Annotated in this window: 15 protein-coding genes; 14 read left to right on the top strand and 1 reads right to left on the bottom strand. The window is 33.9% G+C overall.

Annotated features, from left to right (window positions below):
* The 6 genes from Q0787_RS02280 (at position 1) to Q0787_RS02255 (ending at position 11,144) form a co-directional block, all read left to right on the top strand.
* Positions 1-963: an alpha/beta hydrolase-fold protein gene (locus Q0787_RS02280; RefSeq protein WP_298900593.1), complete on the top strand. Its 963-nt coding sequence runs from the start codon at positions 1-3 to the stop codon at positions 961-963.
* On the top strand, positions 964-3,354 hold the full coding sequence (locus tag Q0787_RS02275) for a TIM-barrel domain-containing protein (RefSeq protein ID WP_298900592.1): 2,391 nt from the start codon (positions 964-966) through the stop codon (positions 3,352-3,354). It abuts the gene before it with no gap.
* A gap of 4 nt (positions 3,355-3,358) precedes the next feature.
* Positions 3,359-4,792, top strand: a complete 1,434-nt coding sequence (locus tag Q0787_RS02270) for an alpha-amylase family glycosyl hydrolase (protein ID WP_298900591.1) — start codon at positions 3,359-3,361, stop codon at positions 4,790-4,792.
* 3 nt (positions 4,793-4,795) lie between these two features.
* Positions 4,796-6,442, top strand: a complete 1,647-nt coding sequence (locus Q0787_RS02265) for an alpha-amylase family glycosyl hydrolase (RefSeq protein WP_298900590.1) — start codon at positions 4,796-4,798, stop codon at positions 6,440-6,442.
* 7 nt (positions 6,443-6,449) lie between these two features.
* Complete coding sequence (locus Q0787_RS02260; RefSeq protein ID WP_298900589.1) at positions 6,450-8,567, top strand: glycoside hydrolase family 97 protein; 2,118 nt, start codon at positions 6,450-6,452, stop codon at positions 8,565-8,567.
* A 183-nt stretch (positions 8,568-8,750) separates the two neighbouring features.
* The gene (locus tag Q0787_RS02255; protein ID WP_298900588.1) at positions 8,751-11,144 is read left to right on the top strand and encodes a GAF domain-containing protein; all 2,394 of its coding nucleotides are present in this window, start codon (positions 8,751-8,753) and stop codon (positions 11,142-11,144) included.
* A 24-nt stretch (positions 11,145-11,168) separates the two neighbouring features.
* On the opposite strand, the gene Q0787_RS02250 is transcribed toward Q0787_RS02255, so the two are convergent.
* Positions 11,169-12,374, bottom strand: coding sequence for a Pycsar system effector family protein (locus tag Q0787_RS02250; protein WP_298900587.1), 1,206 nt, complete (start codon positions 12,372-12,374; stop codon positions 11,169-11,171).
* A gap of 263 nt (positions 12,375-12,637) precedes the next feature.
* On the opposite strand from Q0787_RS02250, the gene Q0787_RS02245 reads away from it, so the two are divergent.
* The 8 genes from Q0787_RS02245 (at position 12,638) to Q0787_RS02210 (ending at position 19,084) form a co-directional block, all read left to right on the top strand.
* Positions 12,638-13,483, top strand: coding sequence for a helix-turn-helix transcriptional regulator (locus tag Q0787_RS02245; RefSeq protein WP_298900585.1), 846 nt, complete (start codon positions 12,638-12,640; stop codon positions 13,481-13,483).
* Positions 13,484-13,585: 102 nt separating this feature from the next.
* A complete protein-coding gene (locus Q0787_RS02240) occupies positions 13,586-14,395 on the top strand; it encodes a helix-turn-helix transcriptional regulator (RefSeq protein WP_298900583.1) in 810 nt (269 codons plus the stop codon).
* A 71-nt stretch (positions 14,396-14,466) separates the two neighbouring features.
* Positions 14,467-14,853, top strand: a complete 387-nt coding sequence (locus Q0787_RS02235) for a hypothetical protein (protein WP_298900581.1) — start codon at positions 14,467-14,469, stop codon at positions 14,851-14,853.
* An 18-nt stretch (positions 14,854-14,871) separates the two neighbouring features.
* Complete coding sequence (locus Q0787_RS02230; protein ID WP_298900580.1) at positions 14,872-15,984, top strand: cytochrome P460 family protein; 1,113 nt, start codon at positions 14,872-14,874, stop codon at positions 15,982-15,984.
* Positions 15,985-16,006: 22 nt separating this feature from the next.
* Positions 16,007-16,618 carry a cytochrome P460 family protein gene (locus tag Q0787_RS02225; RefSeq protein WP_298900579.1) on the top strand — a complete coding sequence of 204 codons (612 nt, stop codon included), beginning with the start codon at positions 16,007-16,009 and terminating at the stop codon, positions 16,616-16,618.
* A 100-nt stretch (positions 16,619-16,718) separates the two neighbouring features.
* Positions 16,719-17,186, top strand: a complete 468-nt coding sequence (locus Q0787_RS02220) for a hypothetical protein (protein ID WP_298900578.1) — start codon at positions 16,719-16,721, stop codon at positions 17,184-17,186.
* A gap of 93 nt (positions 17,187-17,279) precedes the next feature.
* Positions 17,280-17,636 (top strand): hypothetical protein, encoded by a 357-nt coding sequence (locus Q0787_RS02215; protein ID WP_298900577.1) that lies wholly within the window; start codon positions 17,280-17,282, stop codon positions 17,634-17,636.
* 41 nt (positions 17,637-17,677) lie between these two features.
* The gene (locus Q0787_RS02210) at positions 17,678-19,084 is read left to right on the top strand and encodes an FAD-dependent oxidoreductase (RefSeq protein ID WP_298900576.1); all 1,407 of its coding nucleotides are present in this window, start codon (positions 17,678-17,680) and stop codon (positions 19,082-19,084) included.
* Position 19,085: the final 1 nt, after the last annotated feature.

The following is a 19,085-nucleotide window of genomic DNA, read 5'->3' as shown; positions in this document are numbered from 1 at the left end:
ATGAAAACATTTGTTTTAGCATTTTTATCGGTAGTAATGTGCAACTTAAGCTGCCAATCTCAAAGTAAGAGCCCATCCAAAACAAAGGACGTCTCGTTTGAACAACTTAAAGACGCTGTACTTTATGAAGGTAGTTTATACAGGGCTGAGGCTTTTCCTTCTCAATATATTAAGGCAAGACCTGTTGATGTTTGGCTACCAAAAGATTACTCACCCAAGAAAAAATATGCAGTGCTTTATATGCACGATGGTCAAAATTTATTTGATTCTACAACCACTTGGAATAAGCAAGAATGGAAAGTAGACGATTGGGCATCTAAATTAATGAATAGTAAAAAGACTAGAGATTTTATCGTGGTTGGCGTTCATAATATTCCACAAATAAGATGGATGGATTTATTTCCACAAAAGGCTTTTGAAAGTTTAGATAAAGAAACCATTCAAAAATTGTTTGAAAGAGCAGCTAATGCAAATAAGGATACTAAACTCAGTGGAGATAACTATCTCAAATTTATTGTAGAAGAATTAAAACCTATTATTGATAAAACTTACGCAACTATACCTACACAAGAGCATACGTTTGTAGCGGGTTCCAGTATGGGCGGTCTAATGTCTATGTACGCTATTTCGGAATATCCAGATATTTTTGGAGGTGCTGCTTGTATCTCAACGCATTGGGTTGGAGGTGCACCAGCAGAGTTTAACCCCTTACCTGAAGCTATATTCCAATATATGGAGGCAAATTTACCTTCGTCTAAAAATCACAAGTTATATTTTGATTATGGAAACAAGACTTTAGACCAGTTTTATCCGCAATATGCGCCAAGAGTAGACAAGATTTTAAAACAAAAAGGATATACCAAAACGAATGCTGTTAACCTATTTTTTGATGGTACAGACCACTCAGAAAATTCATGGAACAAACGATTTGATCAACCATTACTATTTTTATTAGGACACTAAATGAAGACATTTTTACTTACATTAATTACCATTTTCTGTGTTGCTATAGGGTTTAGCCAAAACCCTAATCGTCTATTTAAAAGTGCCGAAACACAAGGAACAAGTTTAAAAGTTAATGTGAGTGATGGGTACTATATGATTAAGCCTTTTTCTTCTGAAATTATAGAAACCACATTTGTTCCTCTTGAGGAGTCTTTAAATGAAAATTCACATGCTGTAGTATTAAAACCTGAAACCTCCAATGTTCAAATTACTGAACGAGGTGCCGATGTTTTGCTTAAAACTAATGGACTCTATGTCGTTGTTAAAAAATCACCATTTCAGATTGCATACTATTTCAAGGACAAACATATTATTTCTGAAAAGGCAGGCTATATTAAAAATGACAGTCTAGAAACCATACAATTTGAACTAACTAAAGATGAGGTCTTATATGGTGGAGGCGCACGTGCTCTTGGTATGAATCGCCGTGGTAACCGATTGCAATTGTACAATCGCGCTCATTATGGATATGAGACACATTCAGAATTAATGAATTATACATTGCCAATTGTGATATCGTCCAACAAGTATTTAATCCATTTTGATAATGCTCCAATTGGGTTTTTAGACTTAGATAGTAAAAGTGACAATACCCTGACCTATGAAACCATTTCTGGTCGTAAAACCTATCAAGTTGTTGTTGGTGAAACCTGGTATGATATCGTCGATAATTATACAGATTTAACAGGGAAACAACCAATGTTACCTCGTTGGGCTTTAGGTAATTTCTCAAGCAGATTTGGGTATCATTCTCAAAATGAAGTTATTGAAACCATCGATAAATTTAAAGCTGATAATATTCCTGTAGATGCTATTATTCTTGATTTATATTGGTTTGGGAAAGACATTAAAGGGACCATGGGAAACTTGGCATTTGATCGCGATTCATTTCCAAACCCAAAGCAAATGATTGCCGATTTAAAGGCTAGAAATGTGGAAACCATTCTTATTACAGAGCCTTTTGTATTAACAACATCTAATCGTTGGGATGAAGCGGTTAGAAAAGATATTCTGGCTAAAGATTCTTTAGGACAACCATTTACCTATGATTTTTACTTTGGTAATACAGGTCTAATTGATATCTATAGCAATAAAGGAAAGGAATGGTTTGATGCTATTTATAAAGACTTGTCTCAATTAGGTGTTAGTGGTTTTTGGGGAGATTTAGGAGAACCCGAAGTACACCCATCTGCTTTAATTCATGCTAATGGCACAGCCGACGAAGTTCATAATATCTATGGTCATGATTGGGCAAAATTGGTTTATGAATCTAGCTTAAAAGCCAATCCGAGTTTACGACCATTTGTTTTAATGCGCGCTGGGTATTCAGGCTCACAACGCTATGGTATGATCCCTTGGTCTGGTGATGTGAATAGAACTTGGGGAGGTCTACAATCTCAACCCGAAATAGCACTTCAAATGGGAATGCAAGGGCTAGCATATATGCACAGTGATTTAGGTGGATTTGCAGGTGCTAACCTAGATGATGAATTGTATGTGCGATGGCTTCAATACGGCGTATTTCAACCTATCTATCGCCCGCATGCGCAAGAAGATGTGCCAAGTGAACCGGTATTTAGAAGTGATAAAGTAAAAGCCTTAGCGAAACAGGCCATTGAATTACGGTATAAATTATTACCATACAATTACAATTTGATGTATGAGAATAATCAAACTGGAGCACCTTTGATGCGCCCTTTGTTTTTTGATGAACTGGATAATTTAGATTTATTTACGTATTCAGATGCATACTTATGGGGAAAGGACATCCTTGTGGCTCCAATCTTGAAAGCCGGACAAAAAGAAAAAGAAGTTTATTTTCCGAATGACAATATATGGTTTGATTTTTATACAGATGAGCGAATTGAAGGCGGACAAACAAGAACTGTAGCAACTAAGGAGAATTCTATTCCAACTTATGTGAGAGCAGGAGCTTTTGTTCCGATGACAGAAGCCATAAATAGTACAAAAAATTTAGACTCTAATAAAATTCAGTTGCATTATTTTCATGATGATTCGGTCACACAAAGTAAACGTAAAATGTATTCTGATGATGGTAAATCAACAGATAACATTCAAACAAAAGAGTATGAAATTTTAGAATTTCAGTCTAAAAGAAAAGGGAATAAATTAAGATTTGAACTAAGACATAAAATAAATATCAATTATAAATCTTCAAAACTAATTGTTCTGACAATTCATAATATTATAAAGAAACCCAAAAAAATTAAAATTAATGGGGAAACTGTATTGGTTGGTTGGAATGATGAAACCAAAATGATTACACAACCATTTATTTGGAATACTTCTGAAGAAGAAATAAAAATTGAAATAAAACTAAATAACTAATTCAATGAAAAACGTATTAACTATAGCTCTAATTGCAGTATTGGTCTGGTCTTGTAAAACAGATAAAAAAGATGAGCCTGTACTCATTGAAGACAAAACATCAGAGGATATTTTAGCACCAATTTCCGAAGATATTTTAGAAAGCGCAATAATTTATGAAGCCAATATTCGTCAATATTCACCCGAAGGCACGTTTCAAGAATTCACAAAAGATATCCCAGAGCTTAAAAAATTGGGTGTTAAGATTATTTGGTTAATGCCTGTGTTTCCAATTTCGGAAACGAAGCGAAAAGCAACTGGTGGTCGAGATAGTAAATTTGCTTCAGATTTCCCTGAAGATGAACAAAGCAAATATTTAGGAAGTTATTATGCTGTAACAGATTTCACAAAGATAAATCCAGAATTCGGGACGATAGAGGATTTTAGAGAACTCGTTAATATGGCTCGCAAAAATAGTATGTATGTTATCTTAGACTGGGTTCCTAATCATACAGGATGGGATCACGAATGGCTAAAAACCAATCCTGATTATTATACACAAAATGAAGATGGAGAAGTGATTCACCCAGAAGGGACAGATTGGACAGATGTTGCCGATTTAAACTATGATAATAAATCGATGCGTAAGGACATGCTAGACGATATGAGTTATTGGATTACCAAAGAAGGTGTTGATGGATTTAGATGTGATGTTGCAGGATCGGTACCATTAGATTTTTGGCAAGAAACAATTCCTGAATTACGTAAGCAAAAAGATATTTTTATGCTTGCTGAAGCCTGGGAACCAGAATTAATGAAAGGAAACGACTTGTTTGATATGGCATACGCATGGGATGGTCACCATTTATTGAATAGCTTGGCAAAAGGAGAAAAAAACCTCAAAGATTTTGAGGCCTATACCACCAAGATATTTAAAGACTATGAAACCAATGATATCCTCATGAATTTTGTAACTAATCATGACGAGAATTCCTGGAACGGAACAATTAAAGAGCGCATGGGAGACGCCTCAGAACTCATGACCGTTTTTAGTTATATGCAAAAAGGAATGCCATTAATTTACACAGGCCAAGAGTATGATTTGGCTCACCGACTTAAATTTTTCGAAAAAGATTCTATACCAAAAGTCAAAGGTAAGACATGGCAATTATTAGAAAAGTTAGCCGTACTAAAACAAGAAAATGAGGCGCTACATGGAGGTCGAAATGGAGCTGCCTTTGTGAGTTTAGTGAGTAATAATGAGCATGTGCTAGATATGGTAAGAAAAAAAGGAAAGTCAAAAATTAGATTTATTGGCAACTTTTCTAACAACGAACAAATGTTTAATAGCACAACATCAGGCACATTTGTAGATTTTATGACCGATAGCAACATAGAATTGAAAGCTGGAGAAGCGCTAACACTTCAACCTTGGGAGTATAAAATATTAATACAATAACCTATGAAGCATTTATTTTTGATAGTATGCAGTTTTACGATGATAATTTCTTGTCAAAAAACACCAAAAGAAGCGACAGATGTGAAACCTAAAACACCTTTTGTTTGGGAAGCTGCGAATTTGTATTTTTTGTTGACAGATCGATTTAATAATGGCGATACAGCTAATGATATTAACTTCGAAAGGACTAAAGAAACTGGAAAACTTCGTGGTTTTAAGGGTGGAGATCTTAAAGGGATAACCCAAAAAATAGAGGAAGGTTATTTTACAGATTTAGGTGTTAACGCTATATGGATGACACCAATTGTAGAGCAAATTCATGGAGGGACAGATGAAGGTACAGGTGTAACATATGGTTTTCATGGGTATTGGACAAAAGATTGGACTGCCATTGATCCTAACTACGGGACAAAAGAAGACTTAAAACAACTAGTGAAAGTGGCTCATGATAAAGGCATAAGAATTCTTTTAGATGCTGTAATTAATCATACTGGGCCAGTGACCGAACAAGATCCAGTTTGGCCAAGCGAATGGGTGAGAACCGAACCTCAATGTCAATACACTAATTACGAGAATACAATTACCTGTACTTTGGTAAAGAATTTACCAGACATTAAAACAGAAAGCAACGAAGCCGTTGAATTACCACCTCAGTTAGTAGAAAAATGGAAAGCAGAAGGACGTTACGAAGAGGAAATCGCAGAACTTAACGCGTTTTTCGAAAGAACGGGTTACCCTAGAGCGCCACGCTTTTATATCATGAAATGGCTAACAGATTATATTACCGAATTTGGAATTGATGGTTATAGAGTTGATACTGTAAAACATACCGAAGAATATGTATGGCAAGAGTTTAAAAATGAATGCGATTACGCTTTTAAAACGTGGAAACAAAATCATAAAAACGAGGTACTCGATAGCAACGATTTTTATTTGGTTGGCGAAGTCTATGGCTATGGAATATCTTCTGGAAAAGCTTATGATTTTGGAGATAGAAAAGTAAATTATTTTGATGACGCTTTTACGAGTCTGATTAATTTTGAACTAAAATGGAATGTTGCTCAGCAATCTAAGGAAGAGGTGTTTAAACGTTACTCAGATGAGTTACATACGAATTTAAAAGGCTACGGTATATTAAATTACTTGAGCTCACATGATGACGGACAACCTTTTGACCCAGAGCGAACAAAGGCATACGAAACAGGAACAATGCTCTTGCTTACTCCAGGAACATCTCAAATATATTATGGAGACGAATCGGCTAGAAATTTGGTTGTAGATGGTACAATTGGAGATGCGACCTTGCGCTCAATGATGAATTGGGATGACGTTAAAGAAAATAAAGTGCTAGAACATTGGCAAAAACTAGGACAGTTTAGAGTTAATCATCCTGCTGTTGGTGCAGGAGTGCACCAAATGATTACACAAGAACCTTATGTGTTTTACAGAAGTTTTTCTGACGGAAACTTTAAGGACTTAGTAGTTGTTGGATTAGATTTACCAAAAGGAAATAAAACAATAAATGTTTCTGAAATATATAAAGATGATGATCTGCTTCATGATGCGTACTCTAATCAAGACGTGACCGTGAAGAACGGAACAGTAACTATAGATTCAGAATTTGATATGGTTCTTTTAGAACAGAAATAATAAAGATATGCGAATAATTATCCCTTTAATCTTAACCTGTTTATTATTTTCTTGTAATGCTTTCGACGAGAAAAAAACCTTTGAAGCAGTGTCTTCAAATGGTCAACTTAAATTGAGTTTTAATCTTTCAGAAGAGGGTCAGCCGTATTATTTAGTAATGCGAGATGGTAATGTCATAATTGACACGTCGTATTTAGGTTTTGAGTTTAAAGATGCACCTGCATTTGATAAGAACTTTATTATTAAAAATTCTGAAACAAAAACGAATATAGAAACTTGGCAGATGCCTTGGGGAGAGCAGAAAGATGTTGTTAATAATTACAGGGAATTAAAAATAATGTTGCAAGAAAAAGTGTCTCCCGAGCGATTTCTTAATGTAGTGTTTAGAGTTTATGACGATGGTGTTGGATTTAGATACGAATTTCCAGAACAGGCTAGACTTAAGGCTGTTGAGATTTTAGAAGAACGCACACAATTTAATTTAACTCAAGATTATAAGACGTTTTGGATACCAGGAGATTGGGATATTTATGAGCACTTATACAGTACAACAAAACTTTCTGAAATTGATGCTTTAAAATATGTTGGTCATGTTAACTTGGCGCAGACTTATATTCCAGAAAACGCTGTCAACACACCTGTGACTATGGTTGGTGACGACGGTACACATTTGAGTTTTCATGAAGCAGCTTTAGTCGATTATTCTGGAATGACTTTGAAAGTTGATACAGACAATCTTAGCCTTGAAAGTCATTTAGTCGGTACAGAGAATAAGCCTTATAAAGTGAAGCGTACATTACCTTTTCACACGCCTTGGAGAACCATTCAAATTACAAATAATGCTCCAGATTTAATTGCATCTAATCTTATCGTAAACCTTAATGAACCAAATAAATTAGGAGATGTATCTTGGATTAAACCTATGAAATATACTGGTGTTTGGTGGGAAATGCATTTAGGAAAATCGTCATGGGATTATGGAATGGAAATGATTGATGGTCAATGGGTAGATACAGGGAAGGCTCATGGCAGACATGGAGCAACAACAGAAAATGTAAAACGATTAATAGACTTTTCCGCTCAAAATAACATTAAGGGTGTTTTGGTAGAAGGATGGAATACTGGCTGGGAGCGTTGGATTGGTTTTGAAGATAGAGAAGGTGTTTTTGATTTTGTAACGACTTATCCCGATTATGATATAGATGAAGTGGTGCGCTATGGAAAAGAAAAAGGTGTCTCCATTATTATGCATCATGAATCTTCTGCAGCAACAGAAACCTATACAAAACAGCAGGATGCAGCCTTTGCATTGATGAAAAAATATGGAATGCATGCCGTAAAAACAGGTTATGTAGGTAAAATTCTTCCGAAAGGAGAATATCATCATGGACAATATATGGTCAACCATTATAACAATACTGTTGAAAAAGCTGCTAAGTACGAAGTTGCGATTAATGCTCACGAGCCTATTAAAGCAACAGGTTTAAGACGAACATATCCAAATACCATTTCGCGAGAGGGGCTTCGCGGACAAGAATTTAATGCTTGGGCTCAAGATGGAGGAAATCCTCCTGAACATTTACCAATTGTGGCATTTACAAGGATGCTGGCTGGACCAATAGATTTTACACCTGGAATTTTCAATATAAAATTTGATGAATATAAATCTGAAAACCAAGTTAATACCACTTTAGCGCAACAATTAGCATTGTATGTTGTCATTTATAGTCCCATACAGATGGCAGCAGATTTAGTAGAGCATTATGAAGCCAATCCAGAGCCTATGCAATTTATAAAAGATGTTGGCGTAGATTGGGACGAAACAAGAGTTTTAAATGGAGAAGTTGGTGACTATGTCACAATTGCACGTAAAGAACGTGAAACAGGTAACTGGTTTTTAGGAAGCATAACCGATGAAAACGCTCGAGACATAGACTTGAGTTTTGACTTTTTGGAGCCTAACCAAGAGTATACTGCTACAATTTATAAAGATGGAAAAGATGCACATTGGGATAAAAACCCGCTTGCGATTACTATTGAAACCATTACAGTTAACCAAAATTCTAAATTAAAATTGAAATTGGCGCAAGGAGGTGGTGTAGCGATTAGTATCATGAAAAAGTAACGACCTTGGATCGTCAGTTTGATTTATTTTTTTGGGATATTTAGTCCTAAATGACCATGATAATTTTTACGAATCTAACTTTATAGAGAATAAATCTTACATTTTTAACATAAATTCTTGTAACATTCTGCCACGAGTGAAGTCTTAATTAATAACGATTTAACTATTAATTCGTAACTTTGCATGCAAGAAACAGTTGGTATGAGTGATATAAATGAGAATATAGAATCTCCATTTAAACTTAAGGTTAGTTTTAATAAACTACTTGAGCACTATGAAGAATTGGCAAAAAGTGAAGATGAATTCATTGCTGCTAAGGCTAGACGTGTCCTTAAAACAGCTGAAGGTTACCCTGAATTAAGTGAAGGGTTTAGCGATCCTTCTATCCTAAAAGAAAGAGAAAAAGAAATTAGTATTATTTTACAAGATTCTTTTAGCCCTGTATTGACAAAAAATGAAATCAAAACAGCGTCAGTTCCTTTCCATAACCTTATTTTTAATTCTTCTGAACGTTTTAAAACCATTATAGAAACGGCAGGTGATGATTTTGAATTAGAAATCAAAAACATGCCTAAGGATGATAAGTATATTATTGCATGTACTATTATCTTAGCATTTTGCTATGGTCACAATATTAATTTCAAAAGACCTTTTTATTATGAAATTCCAGATGCCAATGGTATTATGCAATTTTATAAAATATTATATAATGCAGATTTTACAGAAATTATTCCTGCAAAGAACGCACCAAAAATCACACAAGAAGATGTAGATGAATTATTAGATAATTTCGAGAACATGGCCTTGTGGAAGGAGAAGTTTCCACCTAACAGTTATACCTTTAAAGGATTTGTTATCTCTAATATTTTTAATGTTACAGACGATCAATCTATTTCCAATATCAAAACAACATTAATTGGTGAAGATAAAAGGAAAGACGAAGGATTTATGGAAGACTTTCAAGAAGTTTTTCGATCACTATTAGGCCTTAAAGATATTAAGGTTGGATTTTCAATTTATAATGATGAAGAAGATGCATTTGAACGTGTTTATGGCGTTGCTATGAATAGCTTCTTACTTAATAACTTAGAAGTTAATTCATGTAAAAATGCACTCTGTAGTATGTCTTATGAGACCTTACTTAGAGAAAAGAATTTCTATGCCATTTCTGATGTTGATAGGTATTATGAACTTTCAAAAGGTAAAGCACCTCAGTATAAAACATTGAAGGACCAAAATATTAAAAGCGCCATATTAGCTCCAATAGCTAATGATGAAGGTTTAATGGGAATTTTAGAAATAGTATCTGAACAACCTAAAGTTCTGAACAGTATAAATGCTAATAAATTGGTAGATGTTATGCCATTTATTGTATCTGCTGTTGAACGTTCAAAAAATGAAGAACAGAACCTAATTGAAGCTATTATTCAGCAAGAATGTACGTCTATACATCCTAGTGTAAATTGGCGTTTTGAAAAGGAAGCAAGACGATTTATTAAGGATCAACTTAATGGAAATGAACCTAGTTTTAATAAAATTGCTTTTGATAATATCTACCCATTATATGGTCAAATTGATATTAAAGGGTCGTCCAATGCAAGAAATTGGGCTACACAACAGGATTTAACTATTCAGTTGAATGCTATTAAAGCAATAATTGAAAATGCACTAAAAATTGAAAACTTACCAATTTACGAGCAATACTTATATCAAATAAATGATTATTTAGATGGGCTCAATACCCATTTTCAGGTGGATAGTGAGCAGCAAATTTCGGCATTTATACGAAAAGATATTGATCCATTATTAGAGCATTTTAAAAATGATAATGAGTTAAGAGGTCAAGTAAAATCTTACTTTGACAGCATAGACGATAAGGTCAATGTGTTGTATCAACATAGAAAGGATTACGATGATACCATTACTTTAGTAAATAAGGAAATGGCAGCACTTTTAGATAAAAAGCAAATAGATGCTCAGGCTATGTATCCTCATTATTTTGAGCGTTTTAAAACCGATGGCGTTGAGCATAACATGTATATTGGAGAGTCTATTACCAAAGAGGATAGTTTCAACCCAATCTATTTGTATAATTTGAGATTGTGGCAATTGCAGGTGATGTGTGAAATGGAGAATGCCTTTTATCTTATGCAATCTGATTTTCCTGTAAAGTTGGATGTAGCATCGATGGTTTTAGTGTTTAATCAACCTTTGTCTATTAGCTTTAGAATGGATGAAAAACAATTTGATGTAGATGGTACTTATAATGCCAGATATGAAATTGTAAAAAAACGTGTTGATAAGGCTTATATTAAAGGAACTACAGAACGGGTTACTCAAAAAGGAAAGATAAGTATTGTATATTCTCAAAAGCAAGACGAAAGAGAATATTTAAGATATGTGAAATTCTTACAATCTAAAAAGTATTTGGACGACGATGTGGAAATTGTAGAATTACAAGATTTACAGGCGGTTACAGGTTTAAAAGCAATACGTGTAAGTGTACTGTACCACACAGATCAAGACGATAAGTCCTTTTATACTTATGACGATTTAATGAAAGAAATTAAGGCCTAACCACTATTTTATTTAGGTTCAGATTTATTGCCCAGGATGAATTCCTGAGGTCTGAAAAGCAATACCAAAAGCAATTACACTCACAACAATACCTATCATAAAAACTGTGTACGTTTTGCGTAGTAAACTATATTTTCTATTTAAAACGAGACCTAAGAAATATAAATCTTTAGTAAGCGAACTGTAAAGATAATCTCTGTCTTGCATCATTTCGTTCATGGCCCATTCAAACTCATCAAGTTTCATTTTATGAAAGTTTCCGAAGAATAATAAATTAACTTTTTTATCGGCAACATCTTGTTTGTTAAACTTTCCTTGAGTAACGTTTGGTCTTGTGGCTAATACAGATAATACAATAGATGCAACGGTAAACCCAGCAAAAATTACTGTTGGCCAAATGAGGTAGTCGTTTGAAGGGTTATCAAGTTTAGATACTAAATTTGACAATACTAAAGAGATAATAATAGCATTTACAGAAAGCAAAATATTGGCTTTAGTATCGGCAATATCACTTAGAGTGATATGATTTCTTAGCGCTACTCTAAACATGGTTTCAATACCACGTTCTGGTAAATCTAACTTATGTTTTTTAAAACTTAGTTCTGCTTTTTTCTGTTTTAATTTTTCGGTATTTTCCTTAATCTTATTCTGACTTTGTAAAAGGTTAGCTAAGTTTTTTCCTTTTCGTTTTTCCCATTTACTTGCAGCTATGTCTGTATAAAATGTGTGATTGGTTAAAAATGAAATGTTATCATTAACCCAATTAGGTTTGGAAATAAACTTGTCTTGAGTTAATTCCCATTCTTTACGTAATAAAGAGGCAAATTCATCGTAGTTTTTACTAGATACATGAGCACAATCAGCATCTCTTATAATGCTTTCCAATTGGTTTTTTGGCTCATAACCCATTTGTGTAGCTAAAATAATATTAGAAATAAGCTCAATAGTAGTTGCTTCAACCTCTTTAGATTTTAAAAAGTGATCCGCAATTTGTACACTTTCTTTTTCATGACCTTCAATCGTTTTTGTAAATCCAGTATCATGAAACCAAGCTGCAATTACTAGAATGTGTTTTTCATCTTCTGAAAGATTGCTACTTTCAGTAAGCTCTTTTACCTTGGAAACTACACGTTGTGTATGTGCAAGATTATGATAAACAAATTTTGGATCTAAATTTTCATTTAAAAATCCTACAACATACTTTTCAGCTTCGAGAACTAAGGTTTCCATAAAGAGTATTGGTTTATTTAGTAAAAATACTAAACTTTAATTAATGCGCGTTTTGCAGTCTAATTTGTCGAAAATTAATGGATTACTTTCATCAATGGAAATAGACATATCTGCAATTTTTCATGGAATAACGTCGGTTGTTAAAATATATTACAATTGTATTCAATTTTTTATCACATAGATGTTTTTAAAAAATATAATGTAAGTTTACGGACGCTAGCTCTTTAATTTTCCAATTTAACCTCCACCAAATTTAGTGCACAATGAATTTTAGATACTCTAAACATCCCGAACAAGGAAACTTGGTCTTAACAGACTTTAATTGTGCTTCTTTTGAAAAGAGGCTCGGGGTAGGCGATTATTATAAAATTATATGGGCAAAGGATACAGCAATAAATATGGGTATCGATGGTTACTCAATTACACTTGAAAAAAATCAGGTGTTATTTTGTACGCCTTTTAATATGATTCAAATAGAGCCGTTTTCAAAAGGGGCTATTTCAATAATTTTTGACAGGGAATTTTATTGTATTAGAGATCATGACCATGAAGTGTCCTGTAACGGTTTTTTGTTTTTGGGATCTTCTGCTCCAGCCATTGTAGATTTAACCGAAAAGGAACGAAAGAGTTTTGAACTACATTTTATGTTCTTCGAAGAAGAGTTTGAAACCAAAGATCACGTTCAAGGAGAAATGTTACGAGTTTTACTTAAAAGATTACTTATTAAATCGGTAAGACTTTTAAAGAAGACAATTATCGATCCGTCAATGGAACAGTCTAAGGTTGATATAATAAGACAATTTAATTTACTGGTAGAAGCCAACTTTAAAGAAAAACATAAGGTGTCTGATTATGCCAATTTGCTAAATAAATCACCTAAAACAATCTCTAATCTTTTTACAAAATATAATAACAAAACACCTCTACAAGTCATCAATGATCGGATTATACTTGAGGCAAAGAAATTATTATTGCTTTCTGAAAAATCATCTAAAGAGATTGGATACGAATTAGGTTTTTCTGAAGCATCTCATTTTTCAAAATTCTTTAAAAATCAGGTAGGAACATCTCCTATCTACTTCAAGAAAAATACGTTGAACATCTACTAATTATGTTCTATTTGAGGAAAATCGCCATCTATTCAGGTAGAATGTTTAACGTTTAAGGAGGTCCTCATATCTAGTTTTGTGTATCTAAAAAGAGATACATAAATGCCATCAAAAATTGGATCGTTACATGATTACCCTTATATAGGCTTAAGAGCGTATAAAACAGAAGCGTTTACTATTGAAACTAGAGTAGCTTCAGTTTTGATATGGAATATTAACTGTAGTATAAGTTGCTGTATAAATGATCTGGATATGGTTATTCCGGCTAACACTGTTGTTCTCTTAGATGAAGGCTGTACATTTAGCTGTCAAAGCAATGCCATATCTAAACTAAAGTTAATAGAGTTTAATACCGATATTTTTTCACAATCGATATTACTTTCCTGTGGTTATATTAATAAACTAACACGTAAGGACTTTAGAAATCACACACTTCTATTTCTAGAAAACCGAGAAACGAGATTAATAGAAACTATGTTTTCACTCGTAGAACGTGAAATAACAAACCCTTGTATAGACATAGATAAATTGAAGACATCAATGTGTTCTACTTTAAAGACATCGTTGCTCGAGAAATTCGAGGATGATGACAATTACATAAATTATTTTGGAGAATTATTGGGCGCGCAGTTTAATATATTTCATAATGTTTCAGATTACGCTTCGCAATTGGATATTGAACCTAAAACCTTACTCAGGTTGTTTCAAAAAAACAAACTCAAAAATCCAAGTGACATTATTAAGGAAAAACTCTTACTCGAAAGTAAAAAACTAATTGTTTATACAAATAAGAGTATAAGGGAAATTTGTTTTGAAGTAGGGTTTTATGACCCAGCCTATTTCTCTCGGTTTTTTAAAAAACATCTAGGTGTTACAGCAAAAAAATTCAGACAACAATATGCAAAGTGTTAAGTCATAGTGTAATATGGAAAAAAGTGCAACATAATAGGATTTCAATAGGTTAATTTTAACATATTTTATTTATGGATTTAGTAAACGACAATACGATTAAAACATATGAAAATGACAATCAGGATTTGTTCTTTATGCTTCTTAAGAATCAAAAAATAGAAGAAGCTATTAATCGCTATATCGATGACTATCTAGAAGTAAATTATAATAACAAGCAACGTTTCATTCCAAAACAAACTTGGGTTAAATACATAAAGAAAACCATTTTAAATAATGCCACCGAGGTTGTTCAATTTAAAATTGAAAAAGCTAAAACTAAAAATGAAATGTACATGTTTAAGATTTTTATGATTTGCAAAAAAATGAAAGGAACATTCGATTTGACCGAAATTCAAATTGGTAACCTCTGGAATAATAATTACATCAATAAATTACATTTTAAACTTACTAATTACTAACCAAAAACAGATAAAATTATGCTTACAAAAACCTATAAAATATGTTTGCTCATTACCATGATAGCCGTAGTTACATGGTCATGTAAGAACGAAGGTGAAGGATATCAAGACATCTCCTATTTTACTATGAATAGCGCTGGAGATCTAGAACGACCACAAGATTACAGGTCTTGGGTGTATGTTGGGACTCCAGTTACTCCAAATGACATGAATGGAGGGAAAGCAGCTTTTCCAGAATTTCATAATGTCTATATTGATCCCATGAGCTATGACCATTGGAAAGAACATGGAACATGGAGAGAAGGAACAATTTTAGTAAAAGAACTGATAAGTGTTGGAGGCAAGTCTGCTGCAAGTGGTAGTGGTTATTTTATGGGAGAATTCATTGGGTTAGAAGCCACTATTAAAAGCAAAAAACATTTTCCTAACGAACCTGGAAATTGGGCATATTTCAGTTTTACAAATCCCGAGGGAGGAGATTTAGCCAATACAGGTAAAGCCTTTGAGACAAAAATGTGTAATTCGTGCCATAATACAAGTGCTGCAGACGATTTCGTATTTACACAGCACTATCCAATTTTGTCGGCAGCAAAGGCCGTTGGAGCAACAATTACTCCAGAGAATGCATCGGCTCGAATGGCGTCGGCTGAGGCAAAACCTAAAGTTGGAAAATGGGAAGCATCTGCTCCAACACCCGAAAACTTAACATTAGAAATTCCTTTAGGGAAAGCACAATTATTTGCCTATCTGAAATCGGGTAAATATAAAAGCTATACGAACCAAGAAAAAGAACTACATCCATCTTTAGGTCCACATCAAAAATTGGGATTACCAGTTAAAGTGTTTATAAATAACATCCTTGCTGAATCATTAGAAAATGGAAATGAAGAACACCCATTGGGTTCTGTTGTTATAAAGGAAATGTATGATGCCGATGAAAACCCTGCTGGCTGGGCAGTAATGGCTAAAACACACGATAAATCTGATGATGGAAATGGATGGTTTTGGTATGAAGTAACTGATTCCTCAGATGCCGATAAAATTGCCGCTATAGGTAACGGTGTTGAAGGTTGTGTAAGCTGTCATACTATTGGAAAAGATATGGTTAGAACAGCATTTCCATTACAATAATAATTAAAAACTAATTTCAAAAATGACTAAATTAAAGCACATACTAGTAGTAATGATGGTTATGATAATTATAACATCATGCAAAGACAATGACGCCTACGTAAAGGCCACATATTTCACAATGGATTCTAATGGTGAGTTAGTACGCCCTGTAGATTACAGAACTTGGATATATGTAGGAACACCATTAACTCCTAATGATATGAACAATGGCAAGGCGGCCTTCCCAGAGTTCCATAATGTTTACATTGATCCCATGAGTTATAAACATTATAAAAAGACAGGTGTTTGGAGAGAGGGCACGATTCTTATAAAAGAACTGGTTAGTGTAGGTGGTAAATCGGCTGCCAGTGGTAGTGGTTATTTTATGGGTGACTTTATTGGGTTAGAAGCCACTATTAAAAGTAAAGAGCATTTTCCTGATGAGCCTGGGAATTGGGCTTATTTCAGTTTTACCAACCCAACCGAAGGTACTTTAGCAGCCACAGGTAAACCTTTCAAAACAGCGCAATGTAATTCGTGTCATAATACGAGTGCTGCAGATGATTTTGTGTTTACACAACATTATCCAGTGTTAAGAGCAGCGAAAAATGTTGGCGAAGAGGTTACACCAGAAAACACGGCAAAACGTTAATAGCATACATTGGTTTATTGAACTATTTTCATAAATAGTTTTAGTGTCGCCCAAAAGCAGATAATGTGTATGCTTTTGGGCTTTTTTTAAGAGTTGATATATGGTAAAAAAAACAATCGTCCTGGTTTGTATAATGTTTATATGGCATTCAACAAAAGCCCAGGATCATAATATTAAAGAGCCTGGATTAGAATTGGTGCTTTCCGGATTATCTATTTACAATACCGAGACGGCCTTAAGTGATTTTGCAACTGAAATTCATCTTACACATTGGACTACCCATAAATGGGCTTTTGGTGTTGGATATACTTTTGTGTTTGAAGATAATCAAAGAGTTGGTCATGAGATTGCCGCATTGGTAAGTCATAAACCGTGGCCATTTTTAACTGTTAATACTGGGCCAAGTATATCATTGCCAAACTCTCATAAAGATACCGAATTATCGGGCTATTTAGAATCTGAATTTGCATTTACACTTGGAAAAATTCACTTAGGACCAACAGCTGGGGTATTAGTTGGGCAAGACTTTAGGGTTTTTGGTGGTTGGCACTTCAGTTATGAATTTTAAGGAAAAAAGTACAATTTGTTAGGAAAAATAGATACGCCAATTCGCCAAGTCGTACCTTAAATTTGTAGTATTAATAATTTAAAATAAAATCAAATGGAAAATCAAATTGAAAATAATCTAAAACATATTCATTCATTATTAGCTAAAGGTGAGTTTATAGAAGCTATGGAAACGTATTTACACGACGACGTACAATTGCGCGAAGGAAATGGAGAGCCAAAAATTGGAAAAGCATATTGTGTAAAGTTTGAAGATGACTTTATTAATAATGATTTAGAAGAGTTTATAGGTTATGAAGTTGGAAATTATGCTGTAAAGGGAGATCATTCATTCTATGACGCGATAATGACACTAAAACTTAAAGATGGAACGACAATGGTGTCTGAGCAAATTGTAGCTACCGAATGGAAAGATGGTAAAATATATAGAGAAAGATATTACCATTCATAAGGCAAGTTAACAACCATAACATTTACATAAACTTATACACAATGAATGACATTATACTTTATGGAGCAGATTGGTGTCCAGACTGTCGACGAGCCAAATCATATTTAAAAGAAAACAATATTGATTACACCTTTATAGATGTCGATTTGGATAAAGATGCGACGGCCAAAGTAGAGGCAATAAATAATGGAAAACGCATTATTCCAACACTAATCATTAATGAAAAATCGTATACCAATCCTGAAAATGTAGAATTGGCAGCAGTGTTAGGACTAAATGATCAAGGTCATGTACAATTATTTGGAGCAGATTGGTGCCCAGATTGTAGACGTGCTAAACGTTTTTTAAGAGATAATGGTGTTAATTTTCAATTTATAGATGTAGATGTACATGATTGGGCTACTCAAAAAGTTGAAGAGATTAATAATGGAAAACGTATTATTCCAACCATATTAATCGATAATCAACCTTATACAAACCCAGATAATGCAGAGCTCACAAAACTACTTTCCATAAATATGGAAAAGGAACATAAGGTTTTTGATACAATCATTATTGGAGGTGGAGCCGCAGGTCTAACAACTTCAATCTATGGACAACGAGATCGATTTGATACGTTGATTTTAGAAAAATCTACAATTGGAGGGAATGCTTTTTTAACAGAAAAAATTGAAAACTATCCTGGCTTTCAGTCTATATCTGGACCTAAATTAATGGAGAAAATGGAAGAGCAAGCCCAAACGTACGGAGCAGTTATTAAAACAGGGGAAGAAGTTATTGGCATTGAAAAACAAGACAATGTGTTTGAAGTCCAAACAAAAAGCACAACGTACTTAGGGAAAACAGTTGTTTTGTCGACAGGATCTACATATCGAAAGTTAGAAATACCTAATGAAGAGGAATTGATTGGATCTGGAATTCATTTTTGCGCAACATGCGATGGTGCCTTTTATCGAGATAAAGATATCATAGTTATTGGAGGAGGAAATTCGGCACTTGAAGAAGGTATATTTTTGGCTGGATTTTGTAAAAGCGTTAAAATTATTCATAGGTCGGAAGCGTTTAGTGCATCTGAAACCTATATAGAAAAGTTGAAATCAATGGATAATATATCAACTTTTATGAATAAAACAGCGCTCGAATTCACATCAAACGGAAATGATCTTTTTGAAGGTCTAAAGGTGAAGGATAATCTCACCAATGAAATATCAACTATCAAGGCAGATGGTGCGTTTATTTTTATTGGCTTAATCCCAAATACCCAATCGTTTAAAGATGTCGTTGAGTTAGACGAGCGTGGCTTTATAAAAACAACAAATTTAGCTGAAACATCTGTTGAGGGTATTTTTGCTGCCGGAGATTGTAGAGAAGGCGCAATAGCGCAGGTTGCAGCAGCAACAGGAGAAGGTGTGTTAGCCAGTTATGGTATTAGAAACTATTTGAAATAAA

Origin of the sequence: uncultured Psychroserpens sp., assembly GCF_947492715.1 — a bacterium.
Lineage (GTDB): Bacteria > Bacteroidota > Bacteroidia > Flavobacteriales > Flavobacteriaceae > Psychroserpens.
This window is presented reverse-complemented; position numbering and strand designations above follow the sequence as displayed.

Excerpts from the sequence above, each read along its gene's own strand:
- Q0787_RS02280 (WP_298900593.1), top strand. The coding sequence starts at position 1 with ATGAAAACATTTGTTTTAGCATTTTTATCGGTAGTAATGTGCAACTTA.
- Q0787_RS02275 (WP_298900592.1), top strand. The coding sequence starts at position 964 with ATGAAGACATTTTTACTTACATTAATTACCATTTTCTGTGTTGCTATA.
- Q0787_RS02270 (WP_298900591.1), top strand. The coding sequence starts at position 3,359 with ATGAAAAACGTATTAACTATAGCTCTAATTGCAGTATTGGTCTGGTCT.
- Q0787_RS02265 (WP_298900590.1), top strand. The coding sequence starts at position 4,796 with ATGAAGCATTTATTTTTGATAGTATGCAGTTTTACGATGATAATTTCT.
- Q0787_RS02260 (WP_298900589.1), top strand. The coding sequence starts at position 6,450 with ATGCGAATAATTATCCCTTTAATCTTAACCTGTTTATTATTTTCTTGT.
- Q0787_RS02255 (WP_298900588.1), top strand. The coding sequence starts at position 8,751 with ATGCAAGAAACAGTTGGTATGAGTGATATAAATGAGAATATAGAATCT.
- Q0787_RS02250 (WP_298900587.1), bottom strand. The coding sequence starts at position 12,374 with ATGGAAACCTTAGTTCTCGAAGCTGAAAAGTATGTTGTAGGATTTTTA.
- Q0787_RS02245 (WP_298900585.1), top strand. The coding sequence starts at position 12,638 with ATGAATTTTAGATACTCTAAACATCCCGAACAAGGAAACTTGGTCTTA.
- Q0787_RS02240 (WP_298900583.1), top strand. The coding sequence starts at position 13,586 with ATGCCATCAAAAATTGGATCGTTACATGATTACCCTTATATAGGCTTA.
- Q0787_RS02235 (WP_298900581.1), top strand. The coding sequence starts at position 14,467 with ATGGATTTAGTAAACGACAATACGATTAAAACATATGAAAATGACAAT.
- Q0787_RS02230 (WP_298900580.1), top strand. The coding sequence starts at position 14,872 with ATGCTTACAAAAACCTATAAAATATGTTTGCTCATTACCATGATAGCC.
- Q0787_RS02225 (WP_298900579.1), top strand. The coding sequence starts at position 16,007 with ATGACTAAATTAAAGCACATACTAGTAGTAATGATGGTTATGATAATT.
- Q0787_RS02220 (WP_298900578.1), top strand. The coding sequence starts at position 16,719 with ATGGTAAAAAAAACAATCGTCCTGGTTTGTATAATGTTTATATGGCAT.
- Q0787_RS02215 (WP_298900577.1), top strand. The coding sequence starts at position 17,280 with ATGGAAAATCAAATTGAAAATAATCTAAAACATATTCATTCATTATTA.
- Q0787_RS02210 (WP_298900576.1), top strand. The coding sequence starts at position 17,678 with ATGAATGACATTATACTTTATGGAGCAGATTGGTGTCCAGACTGTCGA.